The organism is Streptomyces sp. NPDC051776 (assembly GCF_040681345.1).
In the GTDB taxonomy this organism is placed as follows: Bacteria; Actinomycetota; Actinomycetes; order Streptomycetales; family Streptomycetaceae; genus Streptomyces.
Window position 1 is genome coordinate 71,143 of record NZ_JBFAYQ010000007.1, and the last position, 20,086, is coordinate 91,228.

The 20,086-nt window shown below is 71.9% G+C and carries 17 protein-coding genes and 1 pseudogene; 7 read left to right on the top strand and 11 right to left on the bottom strand.

The window, feature by feature from the left end; translation table 11 throughout:
* Positions 1–63 precede the first annotated feature (63 nt).
* A complete protein-coding gene (locus tag AB0M26_RS08425) occupies positions 64–2,484 on the top strand; it encodes a right-handed parallel beta-helix repeat-containing protein (RefSeq protein ID WP_365256573.1) in 2,421 nt (806 codons plus the stop codon).
* Here the strand turns inward: AB0M26_RS08425 and AB0M26_RS08430 are convergent.
* Positions 2,454–4,871 (bottom strand): hypothetical protein, encoded by a 2,418-nt coding sequence (locus tag AB0M26_RS08430; protein ID WP_365256852.1) that lies wholly within the window; start codon positions 4,869–4,871, stop codon positions 2,454–2,456. The two genes, AB0M26_RS08425 and AB0M26_RS08430, sit on opposite strands and share 31 nt — an antisense overlap.
* Before the next feature lie 172 nt (positions 4,872–5,043).
* Here AB0M26_RS08430 and AB0M26_RS08435 point away from each other — a divergent pair, with 172 nt between their 5' ends.
* Positions 5,044–5,889 (top strand): DeoR/GlpR family DNA-binding transcription regulator, encoded by an 846-nt coding sequence (locus AB0M26_RS08435; RefSeq protein WP_365256576.1) that lies wholly within the window; start codon positions 5,044–5,046, stop codon positions 5,887–5,889.
* 61 nt (positions 5,890–5,950) lie between these two features.
* Positions 5,951–6,421, top strand: a complete 471-nt coding sequence (locus AB0M26_RS08440; protein ID WP_365256579.1) for an SRPBCC family protein — start codon at positions 5,951–5,953, stop codon at positions 6,419–6,421.
* An 83-nt stretch (positions 6,422–6,504) separates the two neighbouring features.
* Here the strand turns inward: AB0M26_RS08440 and AB0M26_RS08445 are convergent, their stop codons facing one another.
* The 8 genes from AB0M26_RS08445 to AB0M26_RS08480 form a co-directional block, all read right to left on the bottom strand.
* Positions 6,505–7,218 (bottom strand): GntR family transcriptional regulator, encoded by a 714-nt coding sequence (locus AB0M26_RS08445; protein ID WP_365256582.1) that lies wholly within the window; start codon positions 7,216–7,218, stop codon positions 6,505–6,507.
* 66 nt (positions 7,219–7,284) lie between these two features.
* Positions 7,285–7,959 (bottom strand): hypothetical protein, encoded by a 675-nt coding sequence (locus AB0M26_RS08450; RefSeq protein WP_365256585.1) that lies wholly within the window; start codon positions 7,957–7,959, stop codon positions 7,285–7,287.
* A gap of 66 nt (positions 7,960–8,025) precedes the next feature.
* The gene (locus AB0M26_RS08455) at positions 8,026–8,838 is read right to left on the bottom strand and encodes an HAD-IIA family hydrolase (RefSeq protein WP_365256588.1); all 813 of its coding nucleotides are present in this window, start codon (positions 8,836–8,838) and stop codon (positions 8,026–8,028) included.
* On the bottom strand, positions 8,835–10,241 hold the full coding sequence (locus tag AB0M26_RS08460; protein WP_365256591.1) for an iron-containing alcohol dehydrogenase: 1,407 nt from the start codon (positions 10,239–10,241) through the stop codon (positions 8,835–8,837). The genes AB0M26_RS08455 and AB0M26_RS08460 overlap by 4 nt, the downstream gene beginning before the upstream one ends.
* Entirely contained in the window at positions 10,238–11,704 is a 1,467-nt protein-coding gene (locus AB0M26_RS08465; RefSeq protein ID WP_365256594.1) for an FGGY family carbohydrate kinase, read from the bottom strand. Before AB0M26_RS08465 ends, AB0M26_RS08460 begins: the two co-directional genes overlap by 4 nt.
* An 86-nt stretch (positions 11,705–11,790) precedes the next feature.
* On the bottom strand, positions 11,791–13,335 hold the full coding sequence (locus tag AB0M26_RS08470) for an APC family permease (protein ID WP_365256855.1): 1,545 nt from the start codon (positions 13,333–13,335) through the stop codon (positions 11,791–11,793).
* Positions 13,336–13,555: 220 nt separating this feature from the next.
* Positions 13,556–13,774 (bottom strand): hypothetical protein, encoded by a 219-nt coding sequence (locus AB0M26_RS08475; RefSeq protein WP_365256597.1) that lies wholly within the window; start codon positions 13,772–13,774, stop codon positions 13,556–13,558.
* A 44-nt stretch (positions 13,775–13,818) separates the two neighbouring features.
* Positions 13,819–14,952: a PLP-dependent cysteine synthase family protein gene (locus AB0M26_RS08480; protein ID WP_365256600.1), complete on the bottom strand. Its 1,134-nt coding sequence runs from the start codon at positions 14,950–14,952 to the stop codon at positions 13,819–13,821.
* 231 nt (positions 14,953–15,183) lie between these two features.
* On the opposite strand from AB0M26_RS08480, the gene AB0M26_RS08485 reads away from it, so the two are divergent.
* Together AB0M26_RS08485 and AB0M26_RS08490 are read left to right on the top strand one after the other, a co-directional pair.
* Positions 15,184–15,513 carry a hypothetical protein gene (locus AB0M26_RS08485; protein ID WP_365256603.1) on the top strand — a complete coding sequence of 110 codons (330 nt, stop codon included), beginning with the start codon at positions 15,184–15,186 and terminating at the stop codon, positions 15,511–15,513.
* Positions 15,514–15,807: 294 nt separating this feature from the next.
* Positions 15,808–16,389, top strand: a complete 582-nt coding sequence (locus AB0M26_RS08490) for an ATP-binding protein (protein WP_365256606.1) — start codon at positions 15,808–15,810, stop codon at positions 16,387–16,389.
* Positions 16,390–16,691: 302 nt separating this feature from the next.
* On the opposite strand, the pseudogene AB0M26_RS08495 reads toward AB0M26_RS08490, so the two are convergent.
* Both AB0M26_RS08495 and AB0M26_RS08500 read right to left on the bottom strand, forming a co-directional pair.
* Positions 16,692–16,834 (bottom strand): annotated as a pseudogene (locus tag AB0M26_RS08495) (ATP-binding cassette domain-containing protein); the annotation flags it as partial.
* A gap of 66 nt (positions 16,835–16,900) precedes the next feature.
* Positions 16,901–17,182, bottom strand: a complete 282-nt coding sequence (locus AB0M26_RS08500) for an SHOCT domain-containing protein (RefSeq protein WP_365256609.1) — start codon at positions 17,180–17,182, stop codon at positions 16,901–16,903.
* Positions 17,183–17,408: 226 nt separating this feature from the next.
* Between AB0M26_RS08500 and AB0M26_RS08505 the strand changes: the two genes are divergently transcribed.
* Both AB0M26_RS08505 and AB0M26_RS08510 read left to right on the top strand, forming a co-directional pair.
* The gene (locus tag AB0M26_RS08505; RefSeq protein ID WP_365256612.1) at positions 17,409–18,431 is read left to right on the top strand and encodes a LacI family DNA-binding transcriptional regulator; all 1,023 of its coding nucleotides are present in this window, start codon (positions 17,409–17,411) and stop codon (positions 18,429–18,431) included.
* A 259-nt stretch (positions 18,432–18,690) separates the two neighbouring features.
* Positions 18,691–19,989: an ABC transporter substrate-binding protein gene (locus AB0M26_RS08510; protein WP_365256615.1), complete on the top strand. Its 1,299-nt coding sequence runs from the start codon at positions 18,691–18,693 to the stop codon at positions 19,987–19,989.
* Positions 19,990–20,086 lie beyond the last annotated feature (97 nt).

Here is a 20,086-nt window from a genome sequence, read left to right on the forward strand (position 1 = left end):
GTGGAGCGCCGGTACAAGCCGTACCCGGTCGACACTCGCACGAGGTGGGGGCACAGCAGCAGCATGGCACCACAGGGCACGGTCCAGGTGACGCACACCGGCACGTCGCGGTGGCGGCGCCGTACAGGCGAGTACGCCTCCCTCGCCGCGGCCCTGGAGGCCGCCGGGGACGGTGATGTGCTCACCGTCGCCCCCGGCACGTACCGCGAGAATCTGGTGATCCAGCGGGCGGTGACCCTTCGGGGCACGGACGGCACCCGCGGAGCGGTGCGCATCGCCCCTGCCGACGGCGTGGCCCTGACCGTCCGCGCCTCGGCCACCGTCCAGAGCCTGCACCTGGAGGGGCAGGACTCGGCCGCGCCCGCGCTGCTGATCGAGGACGGGACACCGGAGTTGGCGGATCTGCGGGTGGCCACGCGTTCGGCCGCCGGCATCGAGGTCCGCGGCGGCGCCCGGCCCATCGTGCGCCGCGCTTCCGTCGACAACCCCGGCGGGATCGGCATCGCCGTCGTCGACGGCTCGGGCGGTGTCTTCGAGGAGTGCGAGGTGGTCTGCGCCGGCCAGTCCGGTGTGGCCGTGCGCGGCGGCGCGCACCCGCGCCTCGAGCGCTGCCGGATCCACCACACCTCCGGTGCCGGGCTGGCGCTGACGGGCGAGGGCAGTTCGCTGGAGGCCATCGGCTGCGAGGTGTACGAGATCAAGGGCGCGGGAGTGCAGCTCGCCTCGCGGGCGGCCGGGCACCTCACCGACTGTACGGTGCACCGGACTTCGGCCGACGGCCTCACCCTCGACACCGACGCCGTGCTCACCCTCTCCGACTGCGAGATCCACGACATCCCGGAGAACGCGGTCGATCTGCGTTCCCGCTCGGTGCTCACGCTGACCCGCAGCACCGTGCGCCGTTTCGGGCGCAACGGCCTGTCCGTCTGGGACCCGGGTACGCGGGTGGACGCCAACCAGTGCGAGATACACGACAGTACGGGCGACTACCCGGCCGTCTGGGTCAGTGACGGCGCGGTCGCGGTGCTCGACAACTGCCGGGTGCACGACGTACCGGACGCGTTGTTCGTCCTCGACCGCGGCTCCCGCGCCGACGTTGTCGACAGCGACATCTCGCAGGTCCGCAACACCGCGGTGTCCGTGAGCGACGGGGCCACCGCCCAGCTCGACGACTGCCGGATCCGGGACGTGACGACCGGCGCCTGGTTCCGCGACCACGGCAGCGGCGGCACCCTCGCCGCCTGCACGATCGACGGCGCGGCCACCGGCGTCGTCGTCACCAAGGGCGCCGACCCGACGATCGAGCGCTGCACGGTCACTTCCCCGGCCGAGGCGGGCTTCTACGTCTCCGCGGGAGGCCGGGGCACCTTCCACGGCTGCCGGGTGACGGGCAGTTCGGGCTACGGCTTCCACATCATCGACGGCTGCCGCACGACGCTGGCCCGCTGCCGTACCGAGCGGTGCGCCCGCGGCGGCTACGAGTTCGCCGAGGACGGCCCGCTCCGCGATGGCTGCACGAGCGACGAGAGCACCCAGCTCACCACCACGCCGCCGGTTCCCGCTGCCGCGCCCGCCGAGACGCGTACGGCCGGGCTGCTCTCCGCGGTGCCCGAGCAGTCCGCCGCGCCCGGGGACCCCTCCGCGCGAGCCGGCGGTGAATCCGCCTCCGAGGTGCGGGAGTCGGCCGCGGTACTGACCGAACTCGACGGTCTGGTGGGCTTGGAGAGCGTCAAGCGCGAGGTCCGGGCGCTCACGGACATGATCGAGGTCGGGCGGAGGCGGCAGCGCGCGGGCCTCAAGGCGGCTTCCGTGAAGCGCCACTTGGTCTTCACCGGCTCCCCGGGCACCGGCAAGACCACGGTGGCCCGGCTCTACGGCGAGATCCTGGCCTCCCTCGGCGTGCTGGAGCGGGGGCATCTCGTCGAGGTGTCGCGTGTCGACCTGGTGGGCGAGCACATCGGTTCCACCGCGATCCGCACCCAGGAGGCGTTCGACCGGGCGCGTGGCGGGGTGCTGTTCATCGACGAGGCGTACGCCCTCTCCCCCGAGGACTCCGGACGGGACTTCGGCCGGGAGGCCATCGACACGCTGGTGAAGCTGATGGAGGACCACCGGGACTCGGTCGTGGTGATCGTCGCCGGCTACACCTCCGAGATGGAGCGTTTCCTGTCGGTCAACCCCGGTGTGGCATCCCGCTTCTCACGCACCATCAGGTTTGGGGACTACTCCCCCGAAGAGCTGCTGCACATCGTGGAGCAGCAGGCGGAGGAGCACGAGTACCGCATCGCCGAGGGTGCGGCGGAAGCGCTGCTCAAGTACTTCACGGTGCTTCCCAAGGGGCCGGCGTTCGGCAACGGCAGGACTGCCCGCCAGACCTTCGAGGCCATGGTCGAGCGACATGCCGGCCGGGTCGCCCAGGTCGTCGACCCCAGCACGGACGACCTGACGCTCCTCTACTCCGAGGACCTCCCGGAGACGTCCTGATCCGGCGCCGGCGCCGGCGGCTCGGCGGGCAGTGACGGGGAGGCCCCTGCTGCCTGCCCGGCCGGGGCGCCGGCGTCGGCCGCGGTCCCGCGCTGCTGCGGCACTTCCGGCAGCCGGGCGAGGAGCCCCGCGCGCTCCTCTCCGAAAACCGGGTCCGCCTGGTACTCGCCGTGCCCCAGGATCGGTGCGGGGAGCGGGTGCTGGGCCGTCCGGCCGTAGGCGAGCGGGTCGCGCAGCGGGCCGCGGTCCACCTGCGGCTCCTCTTCCGCCCGGGGCAGGACGGCCCCGCCGATGGGGTCGGTACGGCGCCACAGGTTGCGCCAGCAGTGCACCTCGCGGTGGAGCGCGCGCAGGGGCCGGGGGCCGAAGTAGGCCGGGAACCAGCGTCCGTAGAGCCGCTCCAGTGGCGAACCGTAGGTCAGCAGGGCGACACGGCGCCGGGTGCGCCGGTCGAGCTGCCAGACCGCCGCCGCGGCGAGGACGCTGCCCTGGGAGTGCCCGGAGATCACCAGCCGGCCGCCCGTGCTCTCGGTCCAGGTGGACATCCGCCACGAGAGATCCGGGACGGCCCGCTCGGCGTAGCAGGGAGGCGCGAACGGGTGCGCCGCGCGCGGCCAGAACGTGCCGACGTCCCAGAGGATGCCGATGGTGCGGCGGGCGCCCTGGTCGCGGTAGGCGCGCCGGCCCAGCGCGATGAGCAGTATGAACACCAGGCCCACCAGCCAGGAGCCGAGCGCCTGGGCCGTCTGGGCGGTCGCGGCGATCAGACCGGGCGCCCCCTCCCCGGCTTCCCCCGGCACCTCCCCGGTCGTCCATGCGCCGAGGACGGCGCCACCGCCGAGGACGAGCGTGATGACGGCGGTGATTCCGACGAACCAGGGCGCGCAGTCGGTGAGTTCGGCCGCGGCGAGGGTGCCGGCGATCCTGCGGCTGCGCGAGGTGTCCTCCGGTTCGCCCGGGTGACTCGCGCGGACACCGGGGAGCTCCCGCCGGGCACCCCGCCAGGTGCGTCGTACGAAGAGACCGGCCAGGACGAGCAGGGCGAGGAGAAGCACCGGGATGACGGCGGCCTGCCAGGACAGTACGACCGGCGGACCGTCGATGGGCCCGTCACCCATGCCCGGGGTGCCGTTGTCGTCCAGCCAGTCCGCGACCCGCTGGGCCACGCCCCCGGACATCAGGCTGCCGAGTGCGCAGGCGAGCATCGCGACCGCCGCGCCGCCGAGGCCGCGCAGCGCGGCCCGGTCGTCGGGGGCGCCGGACCGCAGCCGCCAGGCGGTGGCGGCGATGGCGAGGACGAGGGTGCCTTGTACGAGGGCGATGACGCCGAAGGTCTCGTCTCCCGGCAGCAGCCCGTTCGAGGTCCAGCCGGGGCGCGACCATGCGGCGTGCACGACCGCGACGCCGAGCACGCCGAGCGCGGCGCCGGGGAGGTAGCGCACGACGGCCCGGTCCAGCCGGTCGTCCGGATCGGTCTCGCTGCGCCCTCTGCTGCACACCACCCAGACGACGAAGGCCCCGGACCCGACCAGCGTGATCTCCAGGGCCCAGCCGACGGCGTCCAGCGCCGCGCTGCCGCCGGGCTTGCGGTCGAACCGGGTCGCAGCCGCGGCGAGGGCCGCGGCGACGGTCAGGAATCCGGCGGCGGTGTGGGCGGCGCGCAGCCGGGCCACGAGGCGCCGGCCGTACCAGAAACCGGGAAGGCACAGGGCCGGCCGGGCGCCGGCTTCGGGGTCGTCCTCGCGTACGGGGCGGCGCACCGGCGGCTGGGACTCGTACGCGCTCCAGGTGCGGTGCGAGAGCCACCACAGCAGCCCGGTGAGAGCGGTGGGCACGAGCGCGGCGAGTGCCAGTCTGCGGCCCGGCGCACTCCACCAGCCGCCGTGGCCGGCGGAGAGGAAGCCGAGCCAGGACTTGTCGCGCGCGCAGTCCGCGGCTCCGGCGCACTGCCAGGCGACCAGGTCGAGCGCGACCTCGCAGGCGGCCGCGACCAGCAGAACGGTGAGGCTGAGGGAGACCAGCCGGACCAGCACCCCGTAGGTGCGTAAGGAGGCGCTGCGGCCGGTGGCGGCGGGCCGCATCCAGTGGGCGAGATTGGCGACCATGAAGGGCAGCAGGACCAGCCAGAGGGCTCGGGCGCTGTTGCCGGAGGTCAGATTGCACCAGGAGTACGCCTCGGCGACCGGCCGGTCCTGGTACTCGGCGGGGCGTGCCTCGGCGTCGGCGTCCTCGCGGCGCCGGTAGATGCCGGCCGTCTCGTCGCCGGTGACCCGGACGACACTGGGGTCGTCGAGCATTTCCTGCGGCGTGGTGCCGCCGACGCCGTGAACCAGGAGTTCGAGGGCCAGCGGCGGCCCGGCTCCGCGCTGTGCAACGGCCTTGCCCATCGCCTCGGCTGTGCCCGGCTCCATGGCCGCCGCCATTGCGCCCCCCGATCGTTCCGTGTCCCCCAAGGATCCTGCCAGCGCTGCCGGATGCGCGCCAGGCCACTCGTCACCTGTGCGTGGGAGGATGAAGGCGGACGGCCTGAGGGATCGGTCGGCGAAGGGACGGGCCGGGGTGGACGACAACCAGAACCTCCTCGCGGAGCAGCGGCGGGCCCTGATCGTGGAAGAGGTCCGGCGTCGTGGCGGGGTGCGGGTCAATGAGCTGACCCGCAGGCTGCGGGTGTCGGACATGACGGTCCGTCGGGATCTGGACGCCCTGGCGCGCCAGGGCCTGATCGAGAAGGTGCACGGCGGTGCGGTCCCGGTCGCGGAGGCGAGCACCCACGAGCCGGGGTTCGAGGCGAAGTCCACGCTGGAGTTGACGGCCAAGGAGGACATCGCGCGGGCCGCGGCGCCGATGGTGGCGCCGGGCAGCGCGATCGCCCTCTCGGGCGGCACGACGACCTTCGCGCTGGCGCACCATCTGCTCGATGTGCCGGATCTGACGGTGGTGACCAACTCCGTCCGGGTGGCGGACGTCTTCCACGCGGCTCAGGGGCCGGCCGGGCGGACGGGCAAAGGACTGCGCCCCGGCCCGCCGGTGGTGGTGTTGACGGGCGGGGTGCGGACGCCGTCGGACTCCCTGGTGGGGCCGGTGGCGGACCAGGCGATCCGCTCGCTCCACTTCGACCTCCTCTTCCTCGGGGTGCACGGCATATCGGTGGAGGCCGGGCTGTCCACGCCCAACCTCGCCGAGGCGGAGACCAATCGGCGGCTGGTGCGGTCGACGCGGCGGGTGGTGGTGGTCGCGGACCACACCAAGTGGGGGACGGTGGGGCTGAGTTCGTTCGCCTCACTGGGCGAGGTGGACACGCTGGTGACGGACCGCGGGCTCCCCGACGAGGCCCGGGAAGAGGTCAAGGAGCACCTGGCGCAGCTGGTGATCGCCGGTGAATACGGACCCGGCGACGACATCTGACTTTACGTCAGCTACCGTTGGTCCGCGCACCGCGGCCTGACCCCGAGGAGGTATCGGACCCATGGCGCATCCGCTGCGCGCCGTCACACTCGACTTCGTCGACTCCGCTCCGCTGAGGCTGGTCTTCACCACGGAGGCCGTCTCACCTCCGGAGGCCGTCTTCCGCGGGCTGGCCGACATCCCGGGCTGGCCGGACTGGTTCGACGCGGTGGCGTACGCCCGGCCGACGGACGACGGTGCGGGCAGGGAGATCCGTCTCAAGGGCGGGGTCCGGTTCCTGGAGACGATCATGGCGGAGGATCGCGCGGAGCGCTACGCGTACCGCATCGACCGGTCCAACGCCCCGGGGCTGCATGCCCTGTTGGAGGAGTGGCGGCTCTCACCGTCCGGCACGGGCACGCGCGTGCGGTACACCTTCGCCGTGGACGGCACGGCCGTGCTGCGGACGGCCCTACGGCTCGGCCGCCCGGGGCTCGGGCATGCGTTCCGCCGTGCGGTCCGCGCCCTCGACCGGCGGCTTCAGGCGGGCTGACGCCCGCCCCGCCTTCACGGTCCCGCCGGCCCCCCGTCCGGGCCGCGGCGCCCCACGCCGTGGCACCTGCGGCCCGGTGGGCGTCAGGCCCGCCGGTTGATGCGCAGCTCGAAGACATCCGGTACGTGCCACTCCGCGGAGACCATCGCCGGCCGCCCGGTGGCGTCGACATCGGTCTGGTCGATGTGCTGGAGCGGTGCACCCCGCCGTACGCGGAGGATGCGGGCGAGACGGGTGTCGGCCACCACCGGCAGGAGCCGCGCCGTCGCCTGGCGCACGGTGTGGCCGTGGGCGGCGAGCATGGCGTGCAGAGACGGTTCGATGCGGTCGAGTTCCACGTCCGGCACGAAGGCGCGCGGGATCTGGTCGACCGAGTAGACGACGGGGCGGTCGTCTGCGGTGCGGACCCGCTCCACCCGCAGGACCTCCAGGCTCTCCGAGCCGGAGACCAACCGCTCCGCGATGTCCGCGGGGGCCGTGCAGAAGCGGGCGTCGAGGATCCGTACCCCCGGCTCGGCACCCGCCGCGGCGATCATCCGGGTGTAACTGAGACTGGCGTCCAGAGCGTGCTCCCGGCGCGGCACTCGGGTCACATACGTACCCGAGCCGTGCACCCGGCTCACATATCCGCTCTCGACGAGCACCCGGACCGCTTCACGGACCGTGGCCCGTGACACGTCGAAGCGGTCGGCGAGCGCGTCCTCGTTGGGCAGTTTGTCGCCCGGTACGAGCTTGCCGGTGGAGAGCTCGTGCAGGAGCTCGTCGCGTACCTGTTCCACCAGGGTCGTCCGCGACATGCGGCCTCCTGCGTCCGTCTGTGTCCATCGGTGCGGATGTGCGTGCGGTCTCCTGTGCCGGCCCGGTCACGCGCCGGCAGCCGTGGCGAGCACGGCCCGGACCTGTCCGGCGATGGTGTCACCGCCCGGCAGCCTGCGTTCGAAGATCGCTCCGCCGATGGTAAAGCCCCAGGCGCCGGCGCGGCAGAGAAGGGCGATCTGCTCTTCGGTCACGACTGATCCGGCGACGATGACCGGCCCGTACGTCGCCGTGACAACGGCCCGGGTGAGCTCCTCGGGGTCGGCGTCCGCGTGCCGGTAGGTGAGCAGATCGACGCCGTGCACCCCCTCCATCGCCGTCAACTCCTTGGCGTGGCCTGCGATCAGTTCCGGCGTCCCGGACAGCTCGCTCGGGTGCCCGGAGACCACGCCGGGGAACGGACAGTAGCGGATGCCCGAACCGGCGAGGATGTCCCGGCCCGCCTCGGGCGTGGTTCCCCCCAGCACCCAGTCGACGCCGGCGACGCGGGCGGCCACCAGCGAGGCGGTCTCGTCCTCCGGGGAGGTGGAGACGACCTCCAGCATCACCTCCATGCCCATGTCGTGGGCCGCCTCGGTGAGTTCGCGCTGGCGCTGCGGCGAGGCGCCGACGTCCTTGAGGCCGACGTAGCGCAGTCCGCTGCCGCGCAGGGACCGTAGGACCTCGGGGGCGTCATCGACGGTGCGGTCGTTGTGGGTGAGCATGAAGATGAACTCGATCATGGCTCTGCGCTTTCGCTCGGAGGGTTGGGGAGTGGGTGCGGTGGGGGCGTTTTTTGAGCCGGAGGGTCACAGGAGGTCCTTCAGCGACGACACGACGGTCTGCGGCCGGATGCCGGAGGCGGCCAGGTCGGCCGCAGAGGTGGCGCCGGTCAGCACCAGGACCCCCGCCATGCCTGCCGTCCTGGCCATGGCGACATCGGTGGCGAGCCGGTCCCCGACCATGGCGGCCTCACGCGCCGGCACACCGAGCCGGCCGAGGCAGGCCCTTGCCATGTGCCGGCTCGGCTTGCCGACGACCGCCTCGGCGCGGACCTCGGTGCACGCCTCGATGGCGGCCGTCATGGCCGCGCAGTCCGGGAGGCCGCCGTCGGCGGTGGGGCAGTACGGGTCCGCGTTCGTCGCGACGATCACCGCACCGCCGCGCACGGCGGTATAGGCCCCGTGCAGCTTCGCGTAGTCGAAGGTCCGGTCGAAGGAGACGACGACGACATCGGCCTCCGCCGGTGCCCCCACCACCGTGAACCCGGCTTCGGTGAGGACGGATTCGGCCAGCGGCTCGGCCACGGTGAGCAGCCGCGCCCCCGGGTGGCGCTCCCGCAGATAGAGCACTAGCGCGTCGAGGGCGGTGACGACGTCGTCCGCGGTCGCCGGGACGCCGAGCCGGGTGAGCTTCTCGGCGTATTCGGCGGCGCTCTCCAGCGGCTTGTTGGTGACGAACACCACGCGGGCCCCGTCGCGGCGCAGCTGGGCGATCGTCTCGTCCGCGCCGGGCAGCAGCTCGTCACCGAGGTAGACCGTGCCGTCGAGGTCCAGGGCGTATCCCGCGTAGCGGCGGGCGGCGGGACGCGGCGCGGTGCCGGGGGCACAGGTGTCGTTCATCGCCCGGCACCCAGTGCGTCGAGCTCGTCGAGGACGCTCTCCACGTCCTCGTCCCGCCACAGTCCGAGGAGTTCGGCGAGGTCGGTCACGGTGACCCGGTCGCGCATCCGGTGCCCGTTGGCGACCGCCCAGGTCACCGTCTCCCGGTCGTACTCCCGGCCCAGTTCGCTGAAGCGGACCGGCGCCCCGGCGCGGCGCATGGCGTCCACCATCTCGGCGGGACCGGCGAGCAGGCCGTCCAGCCCGGCTTGCAGCCGGGGCCACTCGGTGCGCAGCCGGGCGATCCGCAACGGGTCGGAGAGAGCGGCCAGTTTGCCGGAGTACGACCGCCAGCACTCCCTGGCCGTCGAGGCTCCCAGCGGTGCGAACGCGTCCATGGTCCGGCGCTGTGCGCAGTCCTCGTCGGGCAGTTGCAGCTGCGGCAGCGGTCCCCGGCCCGCGGCGGCGCGTACCCGGTGCCACACGGCCGCGGCCACCAGGGTGGCGATGCCCACCTGTTCGCCGTGCCAGGCCGGTGCTTGGCCGCGGGCGGTGAGCCGCATGTCGAGCAGATGGGAGATCACGTGCTCGGCCCCGGACGAGGGCGCGGTGCCGCCGGTCAGCCCCATGGTCATGCCGCTGACCGTCAGCAGCCGGGCCAGGTCGGCGAGGTCGTCGGGGTTCCGGTCGTCGAGCCGGGCCGCGATCTCCAGCAGCAGCGGGCCGTGCGGGCGCACCAGGCCGACGATGGCGGCGTCGTACCTGCGGCCGAGACCGAGAGTGTCGGCGAGCAGCCAGTCGGCCGGGGCGGTGAACATCGACATCAGGTCGCCGACGCCGGCCCGGTTGAGTTCGCGGGGCGCTGCGGCGAGCACACCGGTGTCGATGATCAGGGCGTCCGGCCAACGGCTGCCGGTGGTGCGCTTCGCGCCGGCGACCAGCAGCACGCTCTGATCGTCGGCGAACCCGTTGACGCTGGCGGCGGTCTGGACGAGTACGTGCGGGAGGTCGTTGCGCCGGGCGACCACCTTGCCGATGTCGGCGAGGGTGCCGGAGCCGACGGTGACGAGCACGGCGGCACCGTCGGCGCCGCTGGTCGCCCGGTCGAGCGTGGTGGCGTCGGCGTGTACCCGGCCGGTGCCTCCGGACAGGGTGACCCGTCGCACCGTCCGGGACTGCGCGAGGGAGCCGGTCACCACCTCGCGCACCTCTCCGTCCGGCCCGGCGTAGGGCACGTCGTCGGTGAGGAGGACGACGTCGCCCGGCCGGTCCGCGGCCAACTCGCCCACCACGGCCGCGGTTTCGCCGAGGGCGTGCGGCCCGATCACCAGATGGCGCAGCGTCAGCGAAGAGACGGGAACACCGGCGGCCGCGGCCACGTCGTCCATGCCCGGCAGCCGCCGGACCTCTCCGGGCGCGGTCATGCGAGGGCTCCTTCCACGCCGTCGAAAAGAGCGCGGTAGCGCGCATAGGACTCCGCGTACACCTCGGTCGCCGGACTGCCGGGCAGCACCGGCTCCGGTGCCAGCCGTACGGTCCGCGCGACCGCGTCGCCCACATCGCGGAACAGGCCCGATGCGATGCCGGCGAGCATCGCGGCCCCGAGCGCCGTGCCCTCCTGGGAGAGGACCGGGCGCACCGGACGACCGAGGACATCGGCCTTGATGCGGCACCACAGGGGGCTGCGGCCGCCGCCGCCGATGATGCGCACCTCACCCCCTGCGAGGCCAAGGGCGTCGAGCCGGTCCACGATGTCGCGCAGCGCGTAAGCACACCCTTCGAGGACGGCGCGTGCCAGATGGGGGCGGCTGTGGTTCATCGACAGGCCGTAGAAGCAGCCGCGCATGGCGGCATTCCAGCGCGGCGCGGTCGCTCCGGTCAGAGCGGGCAGGAAGAGCACGCCGTCGCTTGCCGGGGGCGCCTCGGCGGCGAGGTCGAAGACCGCGGCCTGGGCGACGTCGAGCACGGTGGAGAGCCACAGGGTGCTGCCGCCCGAGACGAAGCCGGGGTTCTCCACCAGATACGTACCGGGCACCGCGTGACCATGGGTCTCCACGAGCCGGCCCTCGTCGAACACCGGCTCGTCGGCCGCCGCGGTGACCGGCTCGGCCGTGCCCGTGACGTCCGCGACGTCACCCGGCGCGATCACCCCGGCGGCCAGCGACGCCGCGTGCTCGTCGCCGGTGCCCACGACGACCCGGCAGTCCGGGGACAGCCCGAGGGCCTCGGCGGCGGCCGGGGTGAGCGGTCCGGCCACCCGGGTGGCGGGGGCGACGGCGGGCAGCATCGCGGGGTCGATGCCGGCCGCCTCGCACAGTCCGGTGTCGTAGTCGCCGGTGCGGAGGTCGTAGAGCATGGTGGAGGAGGCGTTCGCCGGGTCGTTGAGCCGGACACCGGTGAGCCAGGCGAGCAGATAGCCGCCGACCGGCAGCAGGCCGTGCGTGCGCCGCCAGACCTCCGGGTCGTGCTCGCGCAGCCACATCATCTTCGGGGCGCCGTGCGAGGCGTCGGCGTTCAGACCGGTGCGGTCGAACAGCGCCCGCTCGCCGACCGCGGCCACGAGCGCGTCGGACTGGGCGGTGGCCCGGCGGTCGAGCCAGATCAGCGCTTCGCGCAGCGCCCGGCCGTCCGCGTCGACCGGTACGACACCGTCGACCTGGCTGGCCAGCCCGAGCATGTCGACCTGCGCCGCACGCCCGTCGAGCAGCCGGCGGACGACCTGGCACAGCGCCGCCGTCCAGTCATCGGGCAGTTGCTCGGCCCAGCAGCTCTCCCGGTGATGCATCCGCAGCGGCGCGCCGGCGACGGCGGTGGTGGCACCCCACTCGTCGACCAGGACGCCCTTGATGCTCTGCGAGCCGACGTCCACACCGATCACATGACCCATTCTTCGTCTCCAAAGTCAGCAGACGTCAGACGACTTTACCCAGGGGGAGGGCCGCCGACAAGACCGCGCCCTCCCCATGGGGGGAGTCAGCCGACGCTGTCCAGTGAGCCCGGCCGGCCCTGGCTGTCGTTGTTGGCCTCGTGCTCGTTCTCGCTGCTCTCGCGGTTCTCGCTGTCCCGGACGTGACCCTCCTCCCTCTCGCCGGTCGCCAGGACGGCGCCGGTGACGGCCAGCTTCTCGGGCCGGGCGTGGCCCAGCCACACCGCGCCCGCCGTCACGAGTACCACCCACACCACGATCAGCCACGGCAGCCAGGTGTACGGGGCTGTCGCCTGCTGCTGGATCTGCCCGAACAGCAGGCCGGTCATCAGCGCGATCGCGATCACCGGGAGGACCCCGTGCCGTACGACGCGGAAGCCGCCCTCCGCCCGGAAGAAGCGGATCGCCGCGACGTTGGTCAGCACATAGACGGGCAGGATGCCGAGGGTGAGCAGGAAGCCGAGGTAGCCGTAGACATTGGACCCGCCCGCCGGACTCCCCAGGCCACCGGAGGCCGCGCCGACGGCCAGGGCGACGACGATCGAGAACCCGCCCTGGACCAGCACGGCGTACGTGGGCGTCCGCCGCTTCTCGTCGACATGCGCGAAGAACCGGGGCAGCATCCCCTCGCGGCCCATCACATGCAGGATCCTGACGATCCCGGTGTTGGAGTTGACCATGACGGCGAACATCGAGGACACCGCGGCGAGGATGACGAACAGCTTCATCCACGGCGCGTAGCCGGCCGCCAGCTCGTTCCACGGGGTCGAGTCTCCGGCGAGCCTGTTGGACTCCTCCAAGCCGATGCCCACGACCTCGGCCCAGACGCAGAAGACGTAGATCGCGCCGACGGACAGCACCGACAGGCCGATCGCCCGCGGCACGTTGCGGGCCGGCCTGCGGACCTCCTCACTGAGGGTGCCCGCGGCCTCGAAGCCGACGAAACTCAGCGCGGCGAAGACGAACCCGGTGACCAGGCCGCCCATGCCGTGCGGCGAGGCGGCGGGGGTCAGCGGCTCGGCGGTCAGCCCGTCCTTGCCGCCCTGCACTACCACGATCACGGCGAGCGTCATGACGATCACGACCTCGGCGCCGAACAGCACCAGGGCCGTGCGGAGCGAGGACTGGATGCCGCCGAGCGCCAGGGCGACCATGAGGACCGCCGGGACGGCACCGATGACCCACCACGGGATCGAGAGCCGGAACTCGTCCTGCAGGGTGCTCTGCAGATACGACCCGATCAGTCCGATCTCGGCCGGCGGCAGCAGTGCGTAGGCGACGAACATCAGCCCACCCGTGACGAAGCCGGAGCGGGGCCCGATGCCACGGGTGACGTACGTGTAGAAGGCGCCGGCGCTCGGCAGCCGCGATGCCATCTCCATGATCCCGGCTGCGGTGATCAGGATCGCCACCAGGCACAGGATGTACACCAGCGGCGTGGCGGCGCCCGAGAACGGGGTCGAGAACTGCGGGTTGAAGAAGGTGGACACGGCCGGGCCCATGATGGCCGCGGACATGATCACTGCACCAACGAGTCCAACGGCGTTGCGGCGCAGGCCCGATGGCTCCTGCGGCGCGCCTTTTGCGGACATCTCACTCACGGACGATCCTCCCTTTGGGACGGGCCGCTCCGCTTGCACCACCGTCATGTGCCGGATCAACGTGAGCAGCGTCTCAATGGCCGGGGAGCATGTCGTCAGACGTCTGCTGTGTCAAGAGCTCTGTCCGCGGAATGACCGTGTGGCGGCCACATGCCGGGACGGAAAGGAAAAGCCGCTGATCAGCGAGGTGTCCGCCGCCCCGCCAATTTGGTTACGCCGGTCCGCGGCGGTGCGACGGATCAGCTTCTGCGGCACGGCCGGGCCCCTCCCCGACGGCCGTGCCGCCTTCGGAAACGGCGCCGCACTGTTCGCACGCGCCGCCGCCCGGACGCTCGCGCACCCGCCCGCACTCCTCGCACACCAGGCTGAGCCAGCAGGCCGGATCGCCGCCCTCGTCCACCGGTTCTCCCCCTGTCCGCGGTTCGGCCACGGCGCGATTGTCCCAACCCGGCCGGGTGCCGGGAACCGCACGCGTCAGTCCGGCCACACCCCGGTCGCCAGGAAGGTGTCGATGGCCCGGGCGTACGGCGTGATGTCCAGGCCCTGCTCCTCCAGCCAGGCGTCCGAGTAGTACTTGTCGAGGTAGCGGTCGCCGGGGTCGCACAGGAGGGTCACGACGCTGCCCGTACGCCCCACGGCCACCATCTCGGCGACGATCTTCAGGGCGCTCCACAGCCCGGTCCCGGTGGAGCCGCCCGACTTGCGTCCGATGGCCCGCTCCAGCGCGCGTACGGCGGCGACGCTGGCCGCGTCCGGCACCTTCATCATCCGGTCGATCGCTCCGGGCACGAAGCTCGGCTCCATGCGCGGGCGCCCGATGCCCTCTATGCGAGAGCCGCAGTCACTGGACACCTCGGGGTCATCGGTCGTCCAGCCTTCGAAGAAGCAGGAGTTCTCCGGGTCCGGGACGCAGACCAGGGTGTCGTACTGCATGTAGTGCACATAGCGCGCGATGGTCGCCGAGGTGCCGCCCGTACCGGCAGTGGCCACGATCCACGCGGGCTCGGGATACCGCTCCATGCGCAACTGCTCGTAGATCGACTCGGCGATGTTGTTGTTGCCGCGCCAGTCCGTGGCCCGCTCGGCGTAGGTGAACTGGTCCATGTAGTGGCCCCCGGTGTCCGCGGCGAGCTGAGCCGAGACCTCGTAGACCGTCCGCGGGTCGTCCACCAGATGACACCGACCGCCATGGAACTCGATGAGGCGGGTCTTCTCGCGGCTCGTCGTGCGCGGCATCACCGCGATGAAGGGCACGCCGATGAGCCCGGCGAAGTAGGCCTCCGAGACCGCCGTCGAGCCGCTGGAGGCCTCGATGACCGGCTTGCCGGGCCGGATCCAGCCGTTGCACAGCCCGTACAGGAAGAGCGAACGGGCCAGCCGGTGCTTGAGGCTGCCGGTCGGGTGGGTCGACTCGTCCTTGAGATACAGGTCGATCCCCCACTCCTCCGGGAGCGGAAAGCGCAGCAGGTGGGTGTCGGCGGAGCGGTTGGCGTCCGCCTGGACCTTGCGGACCGCTTCCTTCAGCCAGCTCCGGTACGTGAAGTCGGTGCGGTCCACGTCGATGGTCGCGGCCGCGCCGCCGGTCTTCTGCCGTTCGATGGTGCTCACCGGCGCCGCTCCTTCGGGGTGTTTCTCCATTGTGCCGAGCCCGTCCGCCCCACCCGGAATCTCGTCGGGACCGGCTCTTGACCTGCGCCCGGACACTGTTCCCGGACGTTTCGATCATACGGGGGGTACTGGTGCGCGAGCCCCGCCGCGGGCACACTGCGCAGCAAGGGGAGAATGGCAGAGCGACCGGAGCGGTTCGTCGGCGATGGGACGTCGAGGGGGCGGTGCAGGATGGCAGAGCCGGAATTCACGGCGACAGGGGTGCGGATCGAGCACGGGCTGCGATCGGTCACCCGTGCCGGGCAGGTACAGATCCGGGACGGCAGGCTGACGCTGCTGACCAGTTACGGCCGTGAGATCGACAGTGCACCGGTCCAGCAGGTGCGGGCGGGCAAGCCCTGGTTCGCGGGCCGCGGCGGGGCGTCGGCCACGGTCAACGGCACCCGCTACCACCTCTCTCCCGGCGAGAGCGACCCCGCTCCCGGCAAGCCCGGCAGGCCGTGGGCGCGGAAGTTCCTCGACGCGGTGCGCACGGCGGGCGGGCGGGCCGCTCAGTCGTGACGGGGGCCGTCGGTACGGCCGGGCTGTCCGTGGTGTCACTGGTGCTGCAGTTGCTGCGGTGGCGCGAGTTGCGCCTGCGCGCCGGTGGGTTCACTCTGGTGAAACGCAACTAACCGAGGGTTCACCGGTGGTCACGCTTCGAACGGACCGCCGGGTTGCGGCAGTGAGCACGTCGGCACCGTAGCCGGCACTGGGGGCAACGCGCCGGACCGGCATCGATGGCGGTCACTGCCGGCTGCGTTCTTCGTCTTCCGAACCGCGTTTTCGTCTTCCGAACTTTTCAGGGAGTCGGCCGTGATCAGCAAGCCCAGCAGGCACTGCACGGTGGAGCTCCAAGCCCTGCCGTCGCGGATAGGCCAGGTCCGCAGGATCGTTTCGGCGCAACTGCGCTACTGGCATCTCGATCCCTTGATCGACTCGGCGGCTCTGGGAGTCACCGAGTTGCTCACCAACGTCCACCGGCATGCCGAGCCGGACAAACGGTGCCGGGTGGAGATCGACTTCCTCCGGGACCGGCTGACCGTCTCGGTGCGCGACAACGACCCCCGGGTGCCGAGCCTGCGCTGCGCCGATCTGGCCGCCTTGGGCGGCCGGGGCCTGACGCTGGTCGCCTCGGTGAGCGAGAGCTGGGGCGTACGGCACGACGAGGGGGGCAAGGTGGTGTGGTTCACGCTCCAGGCCCACACCCACGCGCTGCCTCAGAGCGCGGTCGCGCTGCCGGCGCCGGTGCCCTCGCTCGCGGCACCCGGCGCTGTGCGCGGGTCCGGTCCCGGTCCGGCGGCCGGTTCCGGCCCGGTCGGCCCCGCGTCCCCGCCATCCCTACGCCCGGACCGGACCTGGGAGAACGCGGGAGCCCGGCCGACCGTCGTGGGGTGACCGGACGGCAGTCGTGACCGGCCGTCATCAGCCGAACCGGCCCTATTCCACCGATCACCGGGCGGCCGGGAGAGAAGCGCGGCCGCCTCGGCGAGCCGTGCACGACGGCGGTGGGAGGCCGTGACGTACGGCCCGCCCACCGTCGTCGGCGCTGACGGGCGCCCGACCAACGCCGGGTCGTGTCGGCGGGCGCCCGACCCCAACACCGGGTCGTGTTGGCGGGTGCCCGACCAACCGGGTCGTCTTGGCGGGTGCCCGACCAACGCCGACAGCCGGTGCGTCCGCGCGTCATTCCGTCGCGAGGACGCGCAGTGCATCAGTGTGGACTTGCCCGAGCCGGACGGGCCCGTGATCGCGGTGAAGCGGCCGCGCCGGAAAGTCGACGCTCGCCCCGTCCAGGGCTTGTACCGGTGTCGCTCGCGCCGTAGATCTTCACGGCGTCCACGACGCGGGCCGCGGGCTCACCGCCGCCGGGCCGGGTGCCGGCGGCGGGGACCCGGGGGCGTGGCGCTCATGCCGCGCCCCTGCCGCGGCCGAACTCCTCGTCCAGGACGGAGAGTCGGCGCCAGTACTCGTCCTCGTCGATCTCGCCGGACGCGAAGCGGCGGCCGAGCACCGAGAGGGGCGAGTTGTGGTCCCGGACCGGGCGGTGCTGCCACGGACCGCGCCCGGGGCCGCGGCCCCGCCAGACGGTGCGGCGCAGCAGCAGGACCGCGCCGGCGACGACGATGGCCCAGAAGACGGGGACCAAGAGGATCCACGGGCCGGGCCCATCGTATGCCAGGGTGTTCATCGCGGGTCACTCCTTCGGTGGCGGTGTTCTTTCTCCGCTATCGAGAGTCGTACTCGCGGGCGGCCGGGTCGTCGTACGCCCGAAGGCCGTTGTGCTGCTTCCCCCGCAGTACGTCCGGCCCCGCGGGCCCAGGCTGGAGACCCGGGGTGGAGGATCCGAGCCTGCTGCGACCAGGCCTTGCAAGATGCCTGTCAGTGATGCAAGCCCTTGCCATAGGATTGACGGCATGGCGAGTCGATTGGCGAGGGTTGCTCAGTACGCGGGCGTCAGCGAGGCGACGGTCAGCCGTGTCCTGAACGGCAAACCGGGCGTCTCGACGTCGACCCGGGCGGCCGTCCTCACGGCGCTCGACGTCCTGGGCTACGACCGGCCCGCCCATATGCGCAGCCGCCCGAACCGGTTGATCGGCCTGGTCATTCCGGAGATGAGCAATCCGGTCTTCCCGGCCTTCGCCGAGGTCATCGGCAGCGGCCTGGCGGTGCGGGGCTTCACCCCGGTGCTGTGCACCCGCACACTCGGCGGAGTGGCCGAGCCCGACTACGTGGACATGCTGCTCGAGCACCAGGTCTCGGGGGCGGTCTTCGTCTGCGGACTGCACTCGGAGGCGGCCGCCAATCATGCGCACTACGACCGGCTGACCGAGCGGGGGCTGCCCGTCGTCGCGGTCAACGGCATGGTCGAGGGACTGAAGATTCCGTGCATCTCGGCCGACGACGCCCTGGCCGTGAGGCTCGCGCTGCACCATCTGATGTCGCTGGGCCATGAGCGGATCGGCCTGGCCATCGGGGACACGGGCCATGTGCCTGCCGCACGCAAACTGGCGGCGTTCCGCGAGGCGATGAGCACGCAGTTCCCCCGGTCCGACCCCGACGCCACCGCGGTGCAGATCATGTACACGTTGGAGGGGGGCACCTCGGCGGCGATGCAGCTCTTCCAGAACGGTGTCACGGGCCTGGTCTGCGGCAGTGACGTGCAGGCGCTGGGGGCGATCAGGGCCGCGCGCCGGCTCGGCCTGGACGTGCCGGGCGATGTGTCGGTGGTCGGATACGACGACTCGACGTTCATGCCGCTCGTCGACCCACCGCTCACCACGGTCCGGCAGCCGATCGAGGCGATGGGGCAGGCTGCGGTGAACGTACTGCTGCAGCAGATCAGCGGTGGCCCACCGGACTTGCGGGAAATGCTCTTCGAACCCGAGCTCGTGGTGCGGGCCAGCACGGGCATGGCCCGCCCGCCCGCCGACGGCTGACCGTCCCGCTCGCGAGTCCCCGCCCTTGCCATCGGCCTCCGTCGGACTTCCGTCTGACTTCCGCCGGCCTCCCGCCGCGTTCGGGCAGCCCGGCGCAGTCTTCCGTCTCTCTTGCGTTCTTGTCAGGGTCATGACCCCTCACTTTCCAATCTTGCAAGAATCTTTCGCTCATCTGTGGACTTCCACGCAGCTCGTTCTTAAGGTTTTCGTCACGCACTGCCGGACGAGCCGCCACGGCGTGCGCAGGTGAGGAGAGATCATGCGTTTCAAGAGACTGACAAGCGCCAGTGCAGCGGCCATAGCGGTGACCGCAATCGCCGCCTGTGGATCGAGTCCGGACGGAACGGACTCCGCTGATGCCTCGGCCGGGGACTTCACGGGGCGCGGGCCCATCACCCTGGCCACCGGCAAGGACAACACCGGGACGCTCGACAAGGCCCTCGACGAGTGGAACCGCCGCCATCCCAAGGAGCGGGTGCGCGCCATCCAGCTCTCCGATTCCCCCGACGAGCAGCGTCAACGCATGATCCAGAACGCCGAGTTGAAGTCGGGCGAGTTCACCGTGCTCAACCTGGACGTCGTCTGGACGTCGGAGTTCGCGGCCAACCGCTGGGTGCTGCCCCTGCCCCGCAAGGCGATCGACACCTCGGACGATCTCAAACCCACCGTGGACGGCGCCTCGTACCGCGGGCAGCTCTATGCCGCCCCCTGGTCCTCGGACGGCGCGCTCCTCTACTACCGCAAGGACTTGCTGAAGAAGGCCGGTGCGAAGCCGCCCCGGACCTGGGCGGACATGACGGAGGTTTGCAAAAAGGTCCGTGAACTGCCTGAAGGCAAGGGCCTGTCCTGCTACGCCGGGCAGTTCGACAAGTACGAGGGCTTGACGGTCAACTTCGCCGAAATGGTCGACAGCGCCGGCGGCACCGTGGTCAACGGCAAGGGGCGCCCCTCCGTCGACACCCCGGAGGCCGAGAAGGGCCTGAGCTTCTTCGCCGACGCCTTCGACAGCGGGCTGATCTCGAAGAAGGCCATCACGTACAAGGAGGAGGAAGGCCGTCAGGCGTTCCAGAAGGGCAAGCTGGTCTTTCACCGGCAGTGGCCGTACCAGTGGTCGATGGCGAGCAAGACCGACGGATCCTCCGCCGTGGCGGGGAAGTTCGGCGTGGCGCCGCTGCCCGGACTCAAGGGGCCGGGCATCTCCAGCCTGGGCGGGCACAACCTCGCGATCAGTTCGTCCGCCAAGAACCGGAAAACGGCCCTCGACTTCGTGGCCTTCATGACCAGCGAGGAGATGCAGCGCAAGAATCTGCTGCTCAGCTCCAACGCCCCGACCGTCGCCGCCCTCTACGACGACAAGAAGCTCATCAAGAAGTACCCCTATCTGCCGGTGCTGAAGAAGTCCGTGCAGAACGCCAACCCCCGTCCCCAGGTGGTGCGTTACGGGGACACCACCGCCGCGATCCAGGAAGCCGCCTACGGGGCGCTGCGCGGAGAGGTCACGCCGAAGAAGGCGCTCGCCGGTCTGCAGCGCAGACTCCAGGCCATCAGCAACCCTTGATCCGCGGCCACGTCCCACGATGATCCGGCCCATGAGCTCCTTTCGGGCCTCGCCCCCGCGACCTGCCTTCAGGCACCGCCCCGCGCGCGTCCCCACC